This is a genomic window from Rathayibacter sp. Leaf296, from assembly GCF_001423045.1.
Classification (GTDB): domain Bacteria; phylum Actinomycetota; class Actinomycetes; order Actinomycetales; family Microbacteriaceae; genus Rathayibacter; species Rathayibacter caricis.
The window spans coordinates 1,318,184-1,333,241 of the sequence record NZ_LMNR01000001.1 but is presented as its reverse complement, the minus strand read 5'-3'; the positions used below and the strand labels follow the sequence as shown (position 1 = coordinate 1,333,241).

The following is a 15,058-nucleotide window of genomic DNA, read 5'->3' as shown; positions in this document are numbered from 1 at the left end:
TCAGATCTTCTTTCTGGAGTAGAAGGGGAGGGCGGTGACGGTCATGGGGAGGCGGCTGCCGCGGATGTCGACGGAGACGGTGGTCCCGGGCTGCGCCTGCGCGGGGGCGATGTAGGCCATCGCGATGGGGACGCCGAGCGTGGGCGAGAGGACGCCGCTGGTGACGACTCCGATCTCGTCGCCGCTGTCGGAGAAGACGGGGTAGTCGGCGCGGGCGGCCCGGCGGCCCTCGCCGACGAGGCCGACGAGCACGGGAGCGTCCCCGGCGGGGCCCTCCTCGCTGGCGGCGCGGCCGACGAAGTCGATCGGCTTGCCGAAGGCGACGACGCGGCCCAGGCCGGCCTGCGCCGGGAAGATCTCGCGCGAGAGCTCGTGGCCGTAGAGCGGCATGCCCGCCTCGAGGCGCAGCGTGTCGCGTGCGGCGAGTCCGGCCGGCACGAGGCCCGCTCCGGCGCCCGTCTCGGCGAGCGCCTCCCACAGGGCGGGGGCGGTGTCGGGGGCGACGTAGATCTCGAAGCCGTCCTCGCCCGTGTAGCCGGTGCGGGCGATGAGGATCGGATGCGCCTCGAAGGTCGCGGGGACCGCGCGGTAGTAGCGCAGCTCCTCGAGCAGTCGAGCGGCGTCGTCGGTGTCGAGCACCGACTCCGCCCCCCGCTCGGTCTCGACGGCGAGTCCCTGCACGTTCTGCAGGATCTCGAGCGACTTGGGGCCCTGGATGGCGATCAGGGCGACGTCGTCGCTCTCGTCGAACAGCTCGCAGTCGAACATGGCCGTGCGGTCGCGCAGCTGCTCGGCGACCACGTGCCGGTTGGAGGCGTTCGCGACGACCATGAAGCGGTCCTCGCCGGTGCGGTAGACGACGAGGTCGTCGATCACTCCGCCCGTGCGGTCGAGCAGCAGGGTGTACTTCGCGCGGCCGACGGGGACGGCCGACAGGTCGCTCGCGAGCGCGTAGTCCAGCGCGTCCACCGCCTCGGGGCCGACGACCAGGATCTCGCCCATGTGGGAGAGGTCGAAGAGACCGGCGGCGGTGCGCACCGCGTGGTGCTCGGCGAGATCGCCGGAGTAGCGCACCGGCATCCACCAGCCGGCGAAGTCGGTGAAGGAGGCGCCGGCCGCCACGTGCACGTCGTGCAGCGGGGAGCGGCGCGACTCGGGGGTCTCGGCGGGAAGGGTCGTTCGGGTCTCGGACATGAGTTCTCCAGTTCGTCGCAGTGCTGCGCACGCGCCCGCACAGGTCGATGGTGCGAGGCACAGCAGTGCCGTGGGAACTCCCCCTCTGTCGGGATGCCTGAGAGGTTCACGTCGCTCGGAGCGGCGCTTTCACCGTGGGCTGCCTCGTCGGAGTGATCGCACCGCGCAGGCGGCTCGTCGCTCCGCGACGCATTTCCAGAGTGGCCAGTTCGACGCGGTACAAGACCTGAGAGATTGGCGGGGAGGCTTGCTCCTTCGGTGCCGACGGAGTCGGCTCTCCCGCGTCGCGTATGCGGCCCGGTATTCGGTTGTCCGCTCACCCTAGCGGGGCGCCGCGTGCGCTGTCCTCTCCTCCGAGATGCCACTTCGGTACGGCTCCCTCGGCGTGTCCCGTCCCGGAGTGGCATTTCGCGGAGAGCACGAAGGGTTTGGTGTTCTGGTCGGAGTGACACTAAGCTCGCCGCAGCACTTACAGTCAGTGCGACTCTTAGTAGGGATCCGTCATGGACGAAGCACTGCCGCGGCTCGCCGTCTCGACCGTGATCTTCGCGCTGCGCCCGCACCCCGAGACTGGGGCGAGCACGGTCTGGATCCCCGCGGTCCGCCGCATCCGCGAGCCGTTCGAGGGCCTCTGGGCGCTCCCCGGCGGTCCCCTCCGCCCCGAGGAGGACCTCGCCGAGGCCGCCCGTCGCACCCTGCGGGAGACCACCGGACTCGGCCCCCGCTACCTGGAGCAGCTCTACGCCGTGGGCGGGCCCGACCGCTCCCCCGGTGAGCGCCGCGTGGTCTCGATCGTCTACTGGGCGCTCGTGCGCACCTCCGAGGCCGACGAAGCGATCGTGGGCGAGAACGTCACCTGGCTGTGCACCGACCTGCAACTGGACCTGGCCTTCGATCACGGCCTGATCGTCGACTACGCCCTCTGGCGCCTGCGCAACAAGATGGAGTACTCCCGCATCGCGCAGGCCTTCCTCGGCGAGACCTTCACCCTCGCGCAGCTGCGCGAGGTGCACGAGGCCGTCCTGCAGAAGCCCCTCGATCCGGCGAACTTCCGCCGCACGATCGAGGCGTCCAAGACCGTGGTACCCACCGAGCAGCGGCTGGCGGGCACCCGTCACCGCCCTCCGAGGCTGTACCGCTACGACGAGTCCGTGGCACTCGTCGACAACGGGCCGCTGCCGGTCTGAGCGCCTTCCGCGCCCCACCGGCTCCGCCCGTCCGTCCGCACCATCCGAGGAGAGACACGTGACATCCGTCGACAGCACCATCCAGCTCATCGAGCGCGGAGCCCCGGGCGAGACCTGCGCCCCCGAGCTCGCCGACGCGCCCTGGTCGTTCGACCTCGGCTTCCCCGCCTACGGCCCCGGAGCGTCGCAGGCCGATCCGATCCCCGCCGAGGCGCCCGTGCAGGGGCGGCTCCCCGAGGAGTACACCGCGGCGAGCGCCGACGAGCTGCACCGCCGCATCCTGGACGCGAAGCGGACGCTCGGCGACCGGGTCGTCGTGCTCGGCCACTTCTACCAGCGCGACGAGGTGGTGCAGTACGCCGACTTCGTGGGCGACTCCTTCCAGCTCGCGAAGGCGGCGAAGAGTCGTCCGGACGCCGAGGCGATCGTCTTCTGCGGCGTGCACTTCATGGCCGAGACGGCCGACATCCTCTCGCGCCCGGAGCAGGCCGTGATCCTGCCCAACCTCGCCGCCGGCTGCTCGATGGCCGACATGGCCGACATCGACTCGGTCGAGGACGCGTGGGCCGAGCTCACCGAGCTCTACGGCACCGAGCCGGACGCCGACGGCCGCGTGCCGCTGATCCCGGTCACGTACATGAACTCCTCCGCCGCGCTGAAGGCCTTCTGCGGTCGGAACGGCGGAGTGGTCTGCACCTCCTCGAACGCCGCGACCGTCCTCGAGGACGCGTTCGCGCGCGGGCAGCGGGTGCTCTTCTTCCCCGACCAGCACCTGGGGCGCAACACGGCCAAGGCGATGGGTGTGCCGCTGGAGCGCATGCCGATGTGGAACCCGCGGAAGGCGCAGGGCGGCTCCGACGTGCAGACGCTCCTGGACGCGCAGGTGATCCTCTGGCACGGCTTCTGCTCGGTGCACAAGCGCTTCACCGTCGGCCAGATCGAGAAGGCGCGCGCCGAGCACCCCGGCGTCCGCGTGATCGTGCACCCGGAGTGCCCGATGGCGGTCGTCGACGCCGCCGACGAGTACGGATCGACGGACTACATCGTGAAGGCGATCCAGGCCGCCCCGGCGGGCACGACCTTCGCGATCGGCACCGAGATCAACCTGGTGCAGCGCCTCGCCGTGCAGTACCCGCAGCACACGATCTTCTGCCTCGACGACGTCGTCTGCCCGTGCTCGACCATGTACCGCATCCATCCCGGCTACCTCGCCTGGGTGCTCGAGGGCCTGGTCTCCGGCGTCGTCCACAACCGCATCTCGGTGGACGACTCGGTGAAGGCCGAGGCGGAGATCGCGCTCGAGCGTATGCTCGCGGCCGTCCCGCCCACCGGCCCGACGGCTCCGACGGCGGCCTGACGTGTCGCGGGTCGTCGTCGTCGGCAGCGGGATCGCGGGGCTCGTGACCGCGCTGCTCGCCTCGCGCCGCCACGAGGTGGTGCTGGTCACCAAGGGCGCGATCGCCGAGTCGAGCACGCGCTGGGCGCAGGGCGGGATCGCCGCGGTCACGTCCGCGGACGACTCCGTCGCCCTGCACGTCGAGGACACCCTGACCGCCGGAGCCGGGCTCTGCTCGCGCACGGCCGTCGAGGTGCTCTGCTCCGAGGGGCCGGCCGCCGTGGCCGCGCTTCTGGCGTGGGGCGTCGGCTTCGACCGCGACGGCGAGGACCTCGCCCGCGGACTCGAGGCGGCGCACTCGCGCTCGCGCATCCTGCACGCGGGCGGCGACGCGACCGGCTCGGCGATCGAGGAGGCCCTCGTGCGCGCCGTGCGCGCCGCTCCCGTGACCGTGCTCGAGCGCACCGCCCTGGTCGATCTCGTCCGCCCGGGCCTCGCGGTGGTGGGAGTCGACGTCCTCCGGGACGGCTCCGTCGAGCGGATCGACGCCGACGTTGTCGTCCTCGCGACCGGCGGCGCGGGTCGGCTGTTCAGCCACACGACCAACCCCGAGGTCGCCACCGGCGACGGGCTCGCCGCCGCCCTGCGCGCCGGAGCCGAGGCGGCCGACCTGGAGTTCTACCAGTTCCACCCCACGGCGCTCGCGCTGCCCGGCGGGTTCCTCGTCTCGGAGGCGGTCCGCGGCGAGGGAGCGGTGCTCCGCGACGCCGCCGGCGAGCGCTTCATGACCGGCGTCCACCCCGACGCCGAGCTCGCGCCCCGGGACGTCGTCGCCCGGGCGATCGCCGAGCGGATGCGGCGCCAGGGCGGCCTGCCCGTGCACCTCGACGCCCGCCATCTCGACCCCGCGGTGCTCGCGAAACGGTTCCCGAGCATCTCGGCCGCCTGCGGGGCGAACGGCCTCTCGCTCGCCGAGGACCTCGTGCCCGTGACTCCGGCCGCGCACTACTGGATGGGCGGCGTCGCCACCGATCTCGACGGGCGCACCAGCCTCCCCGGACTCTTCGCCGTGGGCGAGGTCGCCTGCACCGGCGTCCACGGCGCGAACAGGCTCGCGTCGAACAGCCTGCTCGAGGGCGTCGTCTTCGCCCGTCGGACGGCGGACGCCCTGGACGCGACCGCCCCGGCGACGGCGCCCGCCGCGGCGGCACGCCCCGTCACTCCGCTCGCCCTCGACCGTTCGACGCTGCAGGCGGCGATGTGGGCGGGAGCCGGGGTGTCGCGCGACGCTCCGGGGCTCGAGAGCGCCCGGGCGGCGCTCCGCGGCGCCGAGGCCCCCCTCTCCCTCCGCACGCTCGAGGACGCGAACCTCGTGGAGTGCGGCCGGGCCCTGATCGACGCGGCCCTCGCCCGATCGGAGTCGCGCGGCGCCCACCACCGCACCGACCACCCCCTCACCGAGGCGACCGCCTACCGCGTCGCCGGAAGAAGAAAGGTCGCCGTGCCGTGCTGACCCGTCAGAGCATCGAACGCCTCGTCACCCTCGCGCTCGAGGAGGACGCCCCCTGGGGCGACATCACCACCGAGACGCTGATCCCGGCCGACGCGACGGCGTCCGCCAGGCTCGTCGCCCGCGAGGCGGGGGTCTTCAGCGGCGGAGCCGTGCTGGTCGGCACGATGCTGCAGGCCGACTCCCGCATCCGCACGAGCGTGCTGATCGAGGACGGCGCATCGTTCACCGCGGGCGCCGTGCTCGCCGAGATCGACGGTCCCGCCGGCGGCGTGCTGCGCGGCGAGCGCGTCGCGCTGAACCTCGTGCAGCGGATGAGCGGCATCGCCACGCTCACCGCCCACTACGTGAAGGCGGTGGAGGGGACGCGCGCGCGCATCGTCGACACGCGGAAGACGACCCCGGGGCTCCGCGCGTTCGAGCGCCACGCGGTGCGCAGCGGCGGCGGACGCAATCACCGCTCCTCGCTGTCGGACGCGATCCTCGCGAAGGACAACCACCTCGCGATCCTCGCCCAGCGCGGGATCGACCTGACGGCAGCGCTGCAGGCGGCGCGGGCCGCCGTGCCGCACACCACGCACATCGAGGTCGAGGTCGACCGCCTCGAGCAGATCGAGCCGGCGCTCGCCGGAGGGGCCGACACGATCATGCTCGACAACTTCACTCCGGAGCAGCTGCGCCAGGGCGTGACGCTGATCGGCGGCCGAGCGGTCGTCGAGGCCAGCGGCGGCGTGAACCTCGAGACGGTGCAGGCCATCGCGGAGGCGGGCGTCGACGTGATCTCGGTCGGCGCGCTCACGCACAGCGTCCGCTCGCTCGACCTCGGGCTCGACATCGACATCGAGGCGCCCGCTCCGTGATCTACCTCGACCACGCGGCGACCTCGCCCGTGCGCCGCGAGGCGCTCGAGGCGATGTGGCCGTTCCTGACGGGCGAGTTCGGGAACCCGTCGAGCAGTCACGCGCTGGGCGGAGCCGCGGCGCGTGCGCTGGAGGAGGCGCGGGGACGCGTCGCCCGGTTCCTGGGCGGGCGCGCCTCCGCGACGCTGTTCACCGCGGGCGGCACCGAGTCGATCAACACGGCGGTCAAGGGCCTCGCGCTCGGGGCACCGCGGGAGCGGCGGATCGTGATCTCGGCGATCGAGCACGAGGCGACGGTCGAGTCGGCCGACTTCCTGCGCCGCGTGCACGGCTTCGAGGTCGCGGTGGCGCCGGTCGACTCCGACGGACGGCTGGACCTCGAGGCGCTGGCCGCTCTGCTGACGCCGGGGACCGCGCTCGTGTCGATCCTGGCCGCCAGCAACGAGATCGGCACGGTGCAGGACGTGCCTGCGGTGGCCGCGCTCTGCCGCGAGCGGCGCATCCCGCTGCACGTCGACGCGGTGCAGGCGGCGGGCTGGCTGGACCTGCCGTCGATGGGGGCCGACGCGGTCTCGATCTCGGGGCACAAGCTCGGCGCTCCGAAGGGGGTCGGCGCGCTGATGCTGCGCAGCCGACTGCCGTTCGAGCCGCTCCTGCACGGGGGCGGTCAGGAGCGGGACCGGCGCTCGGGCACCGAGAACGTGGCGTTCGCCGTCGCGCTCGGCACCGCGGTGTCGCTGGTCGACCCGTCGCGCGCCGCTCGAGTCGCCGCGGTGCGGGACGTCTTCGCCGAGAGGGTCGCCGTGCTCGCGCCCCGGGCGGCCGCGACCGGGTCGGCGGAGCACCGGCTGCCGTCGATCGCCTCCTACGTCGTGCCCGGCCGCAGCGGCGAGTCGATCCTGCTGGCGCTGGAGGAGCGCGGAGTGGTGGTCTCGAGCGGCTCGGCCTGCGCGGCCGGTCGCGACGAGCCCTCCGACGTGCTGCTCGCGCTGGGGATCGACCCGCGCGTCGCCCAGACCGCGGTGCGCTTCAGCTTCGGAGCGGAGTCGACGGCGGAGGACGCCGAGCGCGCCGCGTCGGCCTTCGCGGAGGTCGTCGAGCGGGCCTGATCCCGCGGACGGCGGACGGATCTCGCCGGATCGGGAATGTCGGAGGCACCTGGGAAGGTTCTGACATCTCGAGCCCTGCGCGTCCGGCACCGACGGCGCCGCCGCGATGCGCAGCAGGTCGTCGTCGCCTCCGTGCGGCCTCGCACCCGCCTCACCAGACACCTGCACGACCTCACGACCGGAGACCCAGTGACCGAGCGCACCCTTCCCGAGACGCGGGAGTCCGCCGCACCCCGAGACCGCACGCCGGCGCCGTCGGCCGTGCTCGAGCCGCGCAGCCGCCTCGTCATCAGCCTCCTGCTGGTGTCGGCGTTCGTCGTGATCCTCAACGAGACGATCATGAGCGTGGCGCTGCCCGACCTCATGCGCGACTTCGGCGTCGAGGCGCACGTGGGCCAGTGGCTGTCCACGGCGTTCATGCTGACGATGGCCGTCGTGATCCCGATCACCGGCTATCTCATCCAGCGCCTGCACACCCGTACGCTCTTCGCGGCCGCCATGACCCTGTTCAGCCTCGGCACGCTCAGCGCCGCGCTGGCTCCCACCTTCGAGGTGCTGCTGGCCGCGCGCGTCGTGCAGGCCGGCGGCACGGCCATCATGATGCCGCTGCTGATGACCACGGTGATGACCCTCGTCCCGCCGTCGATCCGCGGCCGGATGATGGGCAACATCTCGATCGTGATCTCGGTCGCCCCCGCCGTCGGTCCGACCATCTCGGGCGTCATCCTCAACTTCCTCAGCTGGCGCTGGATGTTCTGGATCGTGCTGCCGATCGCGGTCGGCGCGCTGCTCCTCGGCCTCCGCAAGGTCGAGAACGTGACGGAGCCGCGAAAGATCCCGATCGACTCCCTGTCGGTCGTGCTCTCGGTCTTCGGCTTCGGCGGCCTGGTCTACGGCCTCAGCTCGCTCGGCGAGGGCGGCGAGGCGGTCGTCGCTCCGTGGGTGCCGTTCGTCGTCGCGGGCCTCGGCCTCGCCGGCTTCATCCTGCGTCAGCTCTCGCTGCAGCGGACCGACCGCGCCCTGCTCGATCTGCGCACCTTCACCTCCGGCGGCTTCACCGTGGCGATCGTGATGATGGCGGTGAGCATGTCGGCGCTCTTCGGCACGCTGATCCTGCTGCCGCTCTACACGCAGAACGTCCTCGGGCTGACGCCGCTCGAGACCGGTCTGCTGCTGCTCCCCGGCGGGCTGCTGATGGGTCTGCTGGCGCCGTTCGTCGGACGCGGCTACGACCGCTTCGGGCCGCGCGTGCTGCTCGTTCCCGGCTCGGTGGTCGTCGCGGCCGCGCTGTGGGGCTTCACCGCCCTCGACGAGAACTCGTCCTCGATGTTCATCCTCTCGCTGCACGTGATGCTGAGCCTCGGGCTGGCGTTCGTCTTCACTCCGCTGTTCACCGCGGGCCTGGGCTCGGTGAAGCCGAAGCTGTACTCGCACGGCAGCGCCATCATCGGCACCGTGCAGCAGCTCGGAGGCGCGGCCGGCACGGCGCTGTTCGTCACCGTGCTCTCGATTCAGTCGGCCGCGCTCGCCCGCGAGGGCGCCGACCAGATCACGGCCTCGGCCGGCGGGATCCACTCGGCCTTCGTCTGGGGAGCGTCCATCGCCTCCCTCGCGATCGTCGCGGCCTTCTTCGTCCGGCGTCCCGCCGAATCCGACGCTCCGCTGCCCGTCGGGCACTGACCCGTCGACCCGCCGTGCCCGGCGGCCCTACCGCTCGCCGGGTCGGCTGCCGGGCACGCCCTGTTCACCCGCCGGACACCCGGTGCTCCTAGCGTGACGCCCCGGTCGTGCCCTCCCCCGCGCGCGGCCGGAACGGAGACCGGACGTGGAGACGACCCTCGTGCAGGACCACCTCGACGCCGGCGCCCTCGCGGCGCCGCCCCGCACCCTCATCGACGTGCTGCGCGAGAGCGCCCGGCTCCACCCCGACGCCTCAGCCCTCGAGGACCCGGCGGGCGCCCTCAGCTACCGAGAGCTCCTCGCCCGCGTCGTCGGAGCGGCAGGCGAGCTGACGGCCGCCGGAGTCCGGCGCGGCGACCGCGTCGGAGTCCGCATGGCGAGCGGGTCGCGCGAGCTCTACCTCGCGATCCTCGCGATCCTCGCCGCCGGTGCCGCCTACGTCCCGGTCGACGCGGACGACCCCGAGGAGCGCGCGCAACTCGTGTTCGGCGAGGCGCGCGTGCGCGGCGTCATCACCGGAGCAGGCCGTTTCGAGCGGACAGCGGAGGAGCCGCCGGCCCTCCTCTTCACCGGCACCGCGCCGCACCCCAGCACCGCGTCGATCCCGCTGCTCCAGCCGCCCGCGCTCGAGGACGACGCCTGGATCATCTTCACCTCCGGCTCCACCGGCACCCCGAAGGGCGTCGCCGTCAGCCACCGCTCCGCCGCGGCCTTCGTCGATGCGGAGGCGCGGCTGTTCCTGCAGCAGGAGCCGCTCGGCCCGGGAGACCGCGTGCTGGCCGGTCTCTCGGTCGCGTTCGACGCCTCCTGCGAGGAGATGTGGCTGGCCTGGCGCCACGGCGCGTGCCTGGTGCCCGCACCGCGCTCCCTCGTGCGCAGCGGCATGGACCTCGGCCCCTGGCTGACGACCCACGGCATCACCGTCGTCTCCACCGTGCCGACCCTCGCCGCCCTCTGGCCCGCGGAGTCGCTCGAGAACGTCCGGCTGCTGATCTTCGGCGGCGAGGCCTGCCCGCCCGAGCTCGCGGAGCGCCTCGCCGTCGAGGGCCGCGAGGTCTGGAACACCTACGGCCCGACCGAGGCCACCGTCGTCGCCTGCGCGGCACCGCTGGGCGGGCCGGGGCCGGTGCGCATCGGCCTCCCGCTCGACGGCTGGCGGCTCGCGGTCGTCGACGCGGAGGGGAACCGGGTGCCCGAGGGCGGGGTCGGCGAGCTCGTCATCGGCGGAGTCGGACTGGCGCGCTACCTCGACGCGGCGAAGGACGCCGAGAAGTACGCCCCCGCTCCTCTGCTCGGCTGGGAGCGCGCGTACCGGTCCGGCGATCTCGTGCGCTACGAGGCCGAGGGCCTCGTCTTCCAGGGCCGCGCCGACGACCAGGTCAAGCTGGGCGGCCGCCGCATCGAGCTCGGCGAGGTCGAGTCCGCCCTGCAGTCGCTGCCGGGGGTGTCCGGAGCCGCGGCCGCGGTCCGCACCACGGCCGCCGGCAATCAGGTCCTCGTCGGCTATCTCGCTCTCGCCGCGGGCCGCGAGTTCGACCGCGACGCCGCCCTCACGCGGCTGCGCGCGGAGCTCCCGGCCGCGCTGGTCCCTCTGCTGGCCGTCGTCGACGAGCTGCCGACCCGCACCTCCGGCAAGGTCGACCGCGCCGCTCTGCCCTGGCCGCTCGCCGAGGCGGCGCCGTCGGACGACGCGCTCGACCCCGAGACCGCCTGGCTCGCCGCCCGCTGGCGCGAGGTCCTGGGCGTCCCCGTCGACGAGCGCGCCGACTTCTTCGACCTGGGCGGCGGTTCGCTCGCCGCCGCGCAGCTCGTCGCCCGGATCCGCGAGCGCGATCCGGAATTCACCGTCGCCGACGTCTACGCGCACCCGCGCCTCGCCGCGATGGCGGCCGAGATCGCGAGCCGCGCGACCGGCCTCGGCCCCGTCTCCGATCACCGCATCGCGCCCGTCCCCCGGCGGATGCAGGTGCTGCAGACCGTGCTGGGCGCTCCTCTCCTGATCCTGGGAGGCGCGCGCTGGCTCGTCGCCCTGCTGACGGTCTGCTCGCTCCTGGATCTGCTGCCGGGCTTCGGATTCCTGCCCACCGTGTGGCCGGCGGTGCTCGTGCCCGCCTTCGTCCTGCTCTGCACGCCGTTCGGGCGCATGGGCCTCACCGTGATCGCCGCGCGCCTCCTGCTGCGCGGAGTTCGCGCGGGTGATCATCCGCGTGGCGGAGGAGTGCACCTGCGGCTCTGGCTCGCCGAGCAGGTCGCCCACCAGCTCGGCGCCGTGAGTCTCGCCGGCGCCCCCTGGGTCTCGTACTACGCTCGGGCCCTCGGTGCCCGGATCGCCGAGGACGTCGACCTGCACTCGCTTCCTCCGCTGACCGGCATGCTGACGCTCGGCCGGGGCGCCGCGATCGAGCCCGAGGTCGACCTCTCGGGCTACTGGATCGACGGCGACGTCGTGCGGGTCGGAGCCGTCCGCGTCGGCGCGGGCAGCACGGTCGGTGCGCGCAGCACCCTCCTCCCCGGCGCCCGCATCGGCAAGCACGCGCAGATCGAACCCGGATCCGCCGTCTTCGGGCGGGTGCCGGCCGGCCAGCGCTGGGGCGGCTCGCCCGCGCAGCGCCTGGGCAAGGCGAACGCCGGGTTCCCGGACGAGCGGCCGCCCAGGGCGACCGCGTGGGTCTGGGCCTACGCCCTCGCAGCGGTGGGCCTCGCCGCCGTGCCGATCCTCTCGTTCGGCGCGGGCGTGGGAGTGATCGCCGTCGCGGTCCAGGGCTCCGGCACCCTCGCCGAGGCCGTCCCGCGCGCGCTCGCGGCACTCGTGCCCGCCGTCGCCGTCACGGGAGCCGCGCTCGCGGGTCTCGTGGTCCTCCTCGTCCGGCTGCTCGGCCTCGGAGTCGAGCCCGGCACCCACCCCGTCCGCGGTCGCATCGGCTGGCAGGTCTGGTCGACCGAGCGCCTGCTGGATCAGGCGCGCACGCTGCTCTTCCCGCTCTACTCCGGCCTCTTCACGCCCGTCTGGCTGCGCCTGCTCGGCGCGCGCGTCGGGCGCGACGTCGAGGCGTCGACCGTGCTCCTGCTGCCGGCCATGACGACGATCCGCGACGGCGCCTTCCTCGCCGACGACACCCTGGTCGCCTCCTACGCCCTCGGCGGCGGCTGGATGCGCCTCGCCCGAGCCGAGATCGGCGAGCGCGCGTTCCTCGGCAACTCCGGCATGGCCGCTCCGGGGCACACCGTCCCGGCCGGCGGACTCGTCGCGGTCCTGTCCTCGGCCCCGCGGAAGTCGAAGGCAGGCTCCTCGTGGCTCGGCTCTCCCCCGGTGCGCCTGCGCCGGACCGTCGTCGAGGCGGAGGCGGAGCGCACGTTCCGCCCGCCGGCGCGGCTCCGCGTCGCCCGCATCGTCTGGGAGCTGTTCCGCTTCGTCCCCGTCGTGGTCTCGGTGGCGATCGGCTCGGGCGTCGTCGTCGCCCTGCTCGCGCTGGTGGAGTCGTTCGGCGCGATCGTCGCGATGCTGCTGAGCGGAGTCGTGCTGCTGGCCGCAGGAGCGGTGGCCGCCGCCGTCAGCACCGCGGCGAAGTGGCTGCTGATCGGGCGCGTCCGCGCGGGCGAGCATCCGCTCTGGTCCTCGTTCATCTGGCGCAGCGAGCTCGCCGACACTTTCACCGAGATGGTCGCCGCCCCGTGGTTCGCCCACGCGGCCGCCGGCACCCCGGCCCTCGTGTGGTGGCTGCGCAGCCTCGGCGCGCGGATCGGGCGGGGCGTCTGGTGCGAGAGCTACTGGCTCCCGGAAGCGGATCTCGTCGTCCTGGGCGACGGAGCGGCCGTCAATCGCGGGTGCGTCGTGCAGACCCACCTGTTCCATGATCGAATCATGAGCATGGATGCCGTGAGCCTGGACACCGGAGCGACCCTCGGACCGCACAGCGTGATCCTCCCCGCGGCGCGGATCGCCGAGCACGGCACCGTCGGCCCCTCGTCGCTCGTGATGCGCGGCGAGCTCGTGCCGGCGGGCAGCCGCTGGAGCGGCAATCCCATCGGACCGTGGCGCGACGTGCGCGTCGCCGACTACCACGCGCCCGTCGCGTGAGCCCCGCGCAGCTCGGACTCGAGACCGCTGGCGACACCTACGTCCCCGGCATCGGCAACACCGGCTACCGCGTCGAGTCGTACGAGCTCGAGCTCGACTACCGCGTCTCGAGCAACCGGCTCGCCGCCCGCGCCTTGATCCACGCTGTCGCCCTGCAGCCGCTGCGGCGGTTCAGCCTCGACCTCAGCCGTCTGCGGGTCGGCCGGGTGCGCGTCGACGGGCGCCGCGCCCAGCACGCGCAGACGCCGCACAAGCTGCGGGTGACCCCCGAGACCCTGCTGCGCACCGGCGAGCCGTTCGTCGTCGAGGTCGAGTACGGCGGTCATCCGGCTCCGCGCGCGAGCCACTGGGGCGTGCTCGGCTGGGAGGAGCTGACCGACGGCGTCCTCGTGGCCTCGCAGCCGACCGGCGCCTCCACCTGGTTCCCCTGCAACGACGACCCCGCCGACAAGGCCGCCTACCGCTTCCGCATCACCGCCGAGGAGGGCTACGCGGTGGTCGCGAACGGCGTGCTGGCCGGCTCGAGCACGCGATCCGGCCGCAGGACCTGGCTCTACGAGCAGCGGGAGCCGACGGCGACCTACCTCGCCTCGGTGCAGATCGGGCGCTACGCCCTGGAGGAGCGCGTGCTCGCGGGGGTGCCCGTCACGATTGCGCGTCCTGCGGCGCTCGCCTCGCGCTGCTCGCGCGACTTCGCTCCGCTCGACGCCATACTCGAGCTCTTCCAGCGCCTGTTCGGACCGTACCCGTTCGCGCGGTACTCGGTCGTCGTGACGGCCGATGTGCTCGAGATCCCGCTCGAGGCGCAGGGCATGGCCGTGTTCGGCGCGAACCACGTCGACGGGCGCGGCGGATCGGAGCGGCTGATCGCCCACGAGCTCGCCCACCAGTGGTTCGGCAACAGCGTCGGCATCGCGCGGTGGCGGCACATCTGGCTCAACGAGGGCTTCGCCTGCTACGCGGAGTGGCTCTGGTCCGAGCAGGCCGGCGGGCCCTCCGCCGACTCCCTCGCCCGCCGCCACCACGCCCTCCTGCGAGCGCAGCCCGAGGATCTCGTGCTCGCGGACCCGGGCGCCGTCTCGCTCTTCGACGATCGCGTCTACAAGCGCGGGGCGCTCACCCTGCACGCCCTGAGGCTGCACGTCGGCGACAAGCCGTTCTTCGCCCTCGTGCAGGAGTGGACGCGCCGGCACGCCCACGGCGCGGTCACCGACGAGGACTTCCGGGAGCTCTGCACCGAGCTGCTGCCGGCCGGGGTGGACGAGCTGCTCGACACCTGGCTCCTCGACGAGGAGCTGCCCGCGCTACCGGCCCGCTGACACCAGCGATTCGGTTAGCGCGTCGGAGTGCTCGCGCCGCCAGCCGATGATCGGACCGGTGCCGCGCCCCTCCACCGGGCCCAGCGCGACGCTGACGCGGAACGCCGGGTCGAGCCTCGGCTCGGCCAGGCGGAACCGCACCCCGTCGATCCGGGCCTCCGCCGCGATCCGCGACTCGTGGATGAGGACGCGGTGCGGATCGACCTCGAGGCCGCGCCCGTCGGCCTTCAGCACCGCTTCGATCCGGGTCCAGTGCAGGATCGGATCGGCCGGCCGGGCCGCCCCGACCCAGAACGGCGCTCCCGCAACCCGGGTGATCTGAGCACCGCGCTCGGCGGACCCGGCCGCCGGCTCGATGTCGACCCCGACGACGCCCGCGCTGCTCGCGGCGACGACCACCGCTCCGGCGCAGTGCGCGACGCTGACCGACAGCGTGGCGAGGAGCGGATCCGCACCCTCGAGCCGCGGGCGTCCGTGCGGTCCCGAGCAGCCCGCGCAGCACGCGACGACGTCGATCCCGGAGGCGCTCCCGCCGGTGAGCTCCGCGGCGAGCATCCGCAGGAGCACCCGTCCGAAGACGAAGCGCTCGGCGACGGAGGCGGCCGCGGTCGCCTCGTAGCGCGCCCGCTCCGCCGCGGTCAGCAGCGGCAGCAGGCGCTCGGCGTCGAGCGTCTGCTCGTCCAGCGCGAGCCAGCGCAGGTGCACCCCCGGCAGGTCGTGCCCGTCGTCCCGGCCGACCGTCGGCCGCGGCGCTCCCGCCGTGTCCGTCCCCCTCATGCGCGTCC

General features: G+C 73.6%; 10 protein-coding genes and 1 riboswitch. Of the genes, 8 read left to right on the top strand and 2 right to left on the bottom strand.

Features of this window, described 5'->3' with window-relative positions; genetic code table 11:
• Nucleotides 1-1,194 (bottom strand): glycine cleavage system aminomethyltransferase GcvT, encoded by a 1,194-nt coding sequence (gene gcvT / locus ASF46_RS06175; RefSeq protein ID WP_056866793.1) that lies wholly within the window; start codon nucleotides 1,192-1,194, stop codon nucleotides 1-3.
• A gap of 205 nt (nucleotides 1,195-1,399) precedes the next feature.
• Nucleotides 1,400-1,486: riboswitch (glycine riboswitch) on the bottom strand.
• A gap of 211 nt (nucleotides 1,487-1,697) precedes the next feature.
• On the opposite strand from gcvT, the gene ASF46_RS06170 reads away from it, so the two are divergent.
• From ASF46_RS06170 to ASF46_RS06135, 8 genes are all read left to right on the top strand, one after another.
• A complete protein-coding gene (locus ASF46_RS06170) occupies nucleotides 1,698-2,381 on the top strand; it encodes an NUDIX hydrolase (RefSeq protein ID WP_056866792.1) in 684 nt (227 codons plus the stop codon).
• Nucleotides 2,382-2,439: 58 nt separating this feature from the next.
• Nucleotides 2,440-3,738, top strand: a complete 1,299-nt coding sequence (gene nadA / locus ASF46_RS06165; RefSeq protein ID WP_055788466.1) for a quinolinate synthase NadA — start codon at nucleotides 2,440-2,442, stop codon at nucleotides 3,736-3,738.
• 1 nt (nucleotide 3,739) lies between these two features.
• Nucleotides 3,740-5,230 (top strand): L-aspartate oxidase, encoded by a 1,491-nt coding sequence (gene nadB / locus ASF46_RS06160; protein ID WP_056866791.1) that lies wholly within the window; start codon nucleotides 3,740-3,742, stop codon nucleotides 5,228-5,230.
• Complete coding sequence (gene nadC, locus ASF46_RS06155) at nucleotides 5,224-6,087, top strand: carboxylating nicotinate-nucleotide diphosphorylase (protein WP_056866790.1); 864 nt, start codon at nucleotides 5,224-5,226, stop codon at nucleotides 6,085-6,087. The genes nadB and nadC overlap by 7 nt, the downstream gene beginning before the upstream one ends.
• Nucleotides 6,084-7,196: a cysteine desulfurase family protein gene (locus ASF46_RS06150; protein ID WP_056866789.1), complete on the top strand. Its 1,113-nt coding sequence runs from the start codon at nucleotides 6,084-6,086 to the stop codon at nucleotides 7,194-7,196. Before nadC ends, ASF46_RS06150 begins: the two co-directional genes overlap by 4 nt.
• Nucleotides 7,197-7,385: 189 nt before the next feature.
• Nucleotides 7,386-8,876, top strand: a complete 1,491-nt coding sequence (locus ASF46_RS06145; RefSeq protein ID WP_056866788.1) for a DHA2 family efflux MFS transporter permease subunit — start codon at nucleotides 7,386-7,388, stop codon at nucleotides 8,874-8,876.
• A gap of 145 nt (nucleotides 8,877-9,021) precedes the next feature.
• Nucleotides 9,022-12,954 (top strand): Pls/PosA family non-ribosomal peptide synthetase, encoded by a 3,933-nt coding sequence (locus tag ASF46_RS06140; protein ID WP_235576865.1) that lies wholly within the window; start codon nucleotides 9,022-9,024, stop codon nucleotides 12,952-12,954.
• Entirely contained in the window at nucleotides 12,951-14,273 is a 1,323-nt protein-coding gene (locus ASF46_RS06135; RefSeq protein ID WP_056866787.1) for a M1 family metallopeptidase, read from the top strand. Before ASF46_RS06140 ends, ASF46_RS06135 begins: the two co-directional genes overlap by 4 nt.
• Here the strand turns inward: ASF46_RS06135 and ASF46_RS06130 are convergent.
• On the bottom strand, nucleotides 14,259-15,050 hold the full coding sequence (locus tag ASF46_RS06130) for a 4'-phosphopantetheinyl transferase family protein (RefSeq protein WP_056866786.1): 792 nt from the start codon (nucleotides 15,048-15,050) through the stop codon (nucleotides 14,259-14,261). The two genes, ASF46_RS06135 and ASF46_RS06130, sit on opposite strands and share 15 nt — an antisense overlap.
• Between the last annotated feature and the right edge of the window lie 8 nt (nucleotides 15,051-15,058).

Bases quoted from the DNA above. Each gene is read 5' to 3' on its own strand.
- ASF46_RS06130 (WP_056866786.1), bottom strand. From the start codon at position 15,050: ATGAGGGGGACGGACACGGCGGGAGCGCCGCGGCCGACGGTCGGCCGG.
- ASF46_RS06170 (WP_056866792.1), top strand. From the start codon at position 1,698: ATGGACGAAGCACTGCCGCGGCTCGCCGTCTCGACCGTGATCTTCGCG.
- gcvT (WP_056866793.1), bottom strand. From the start codon at position 1,194: ATGTCCGAGACCCGAACGACCCTTCCCGCCGAGACCCCCGAGTCGCGC.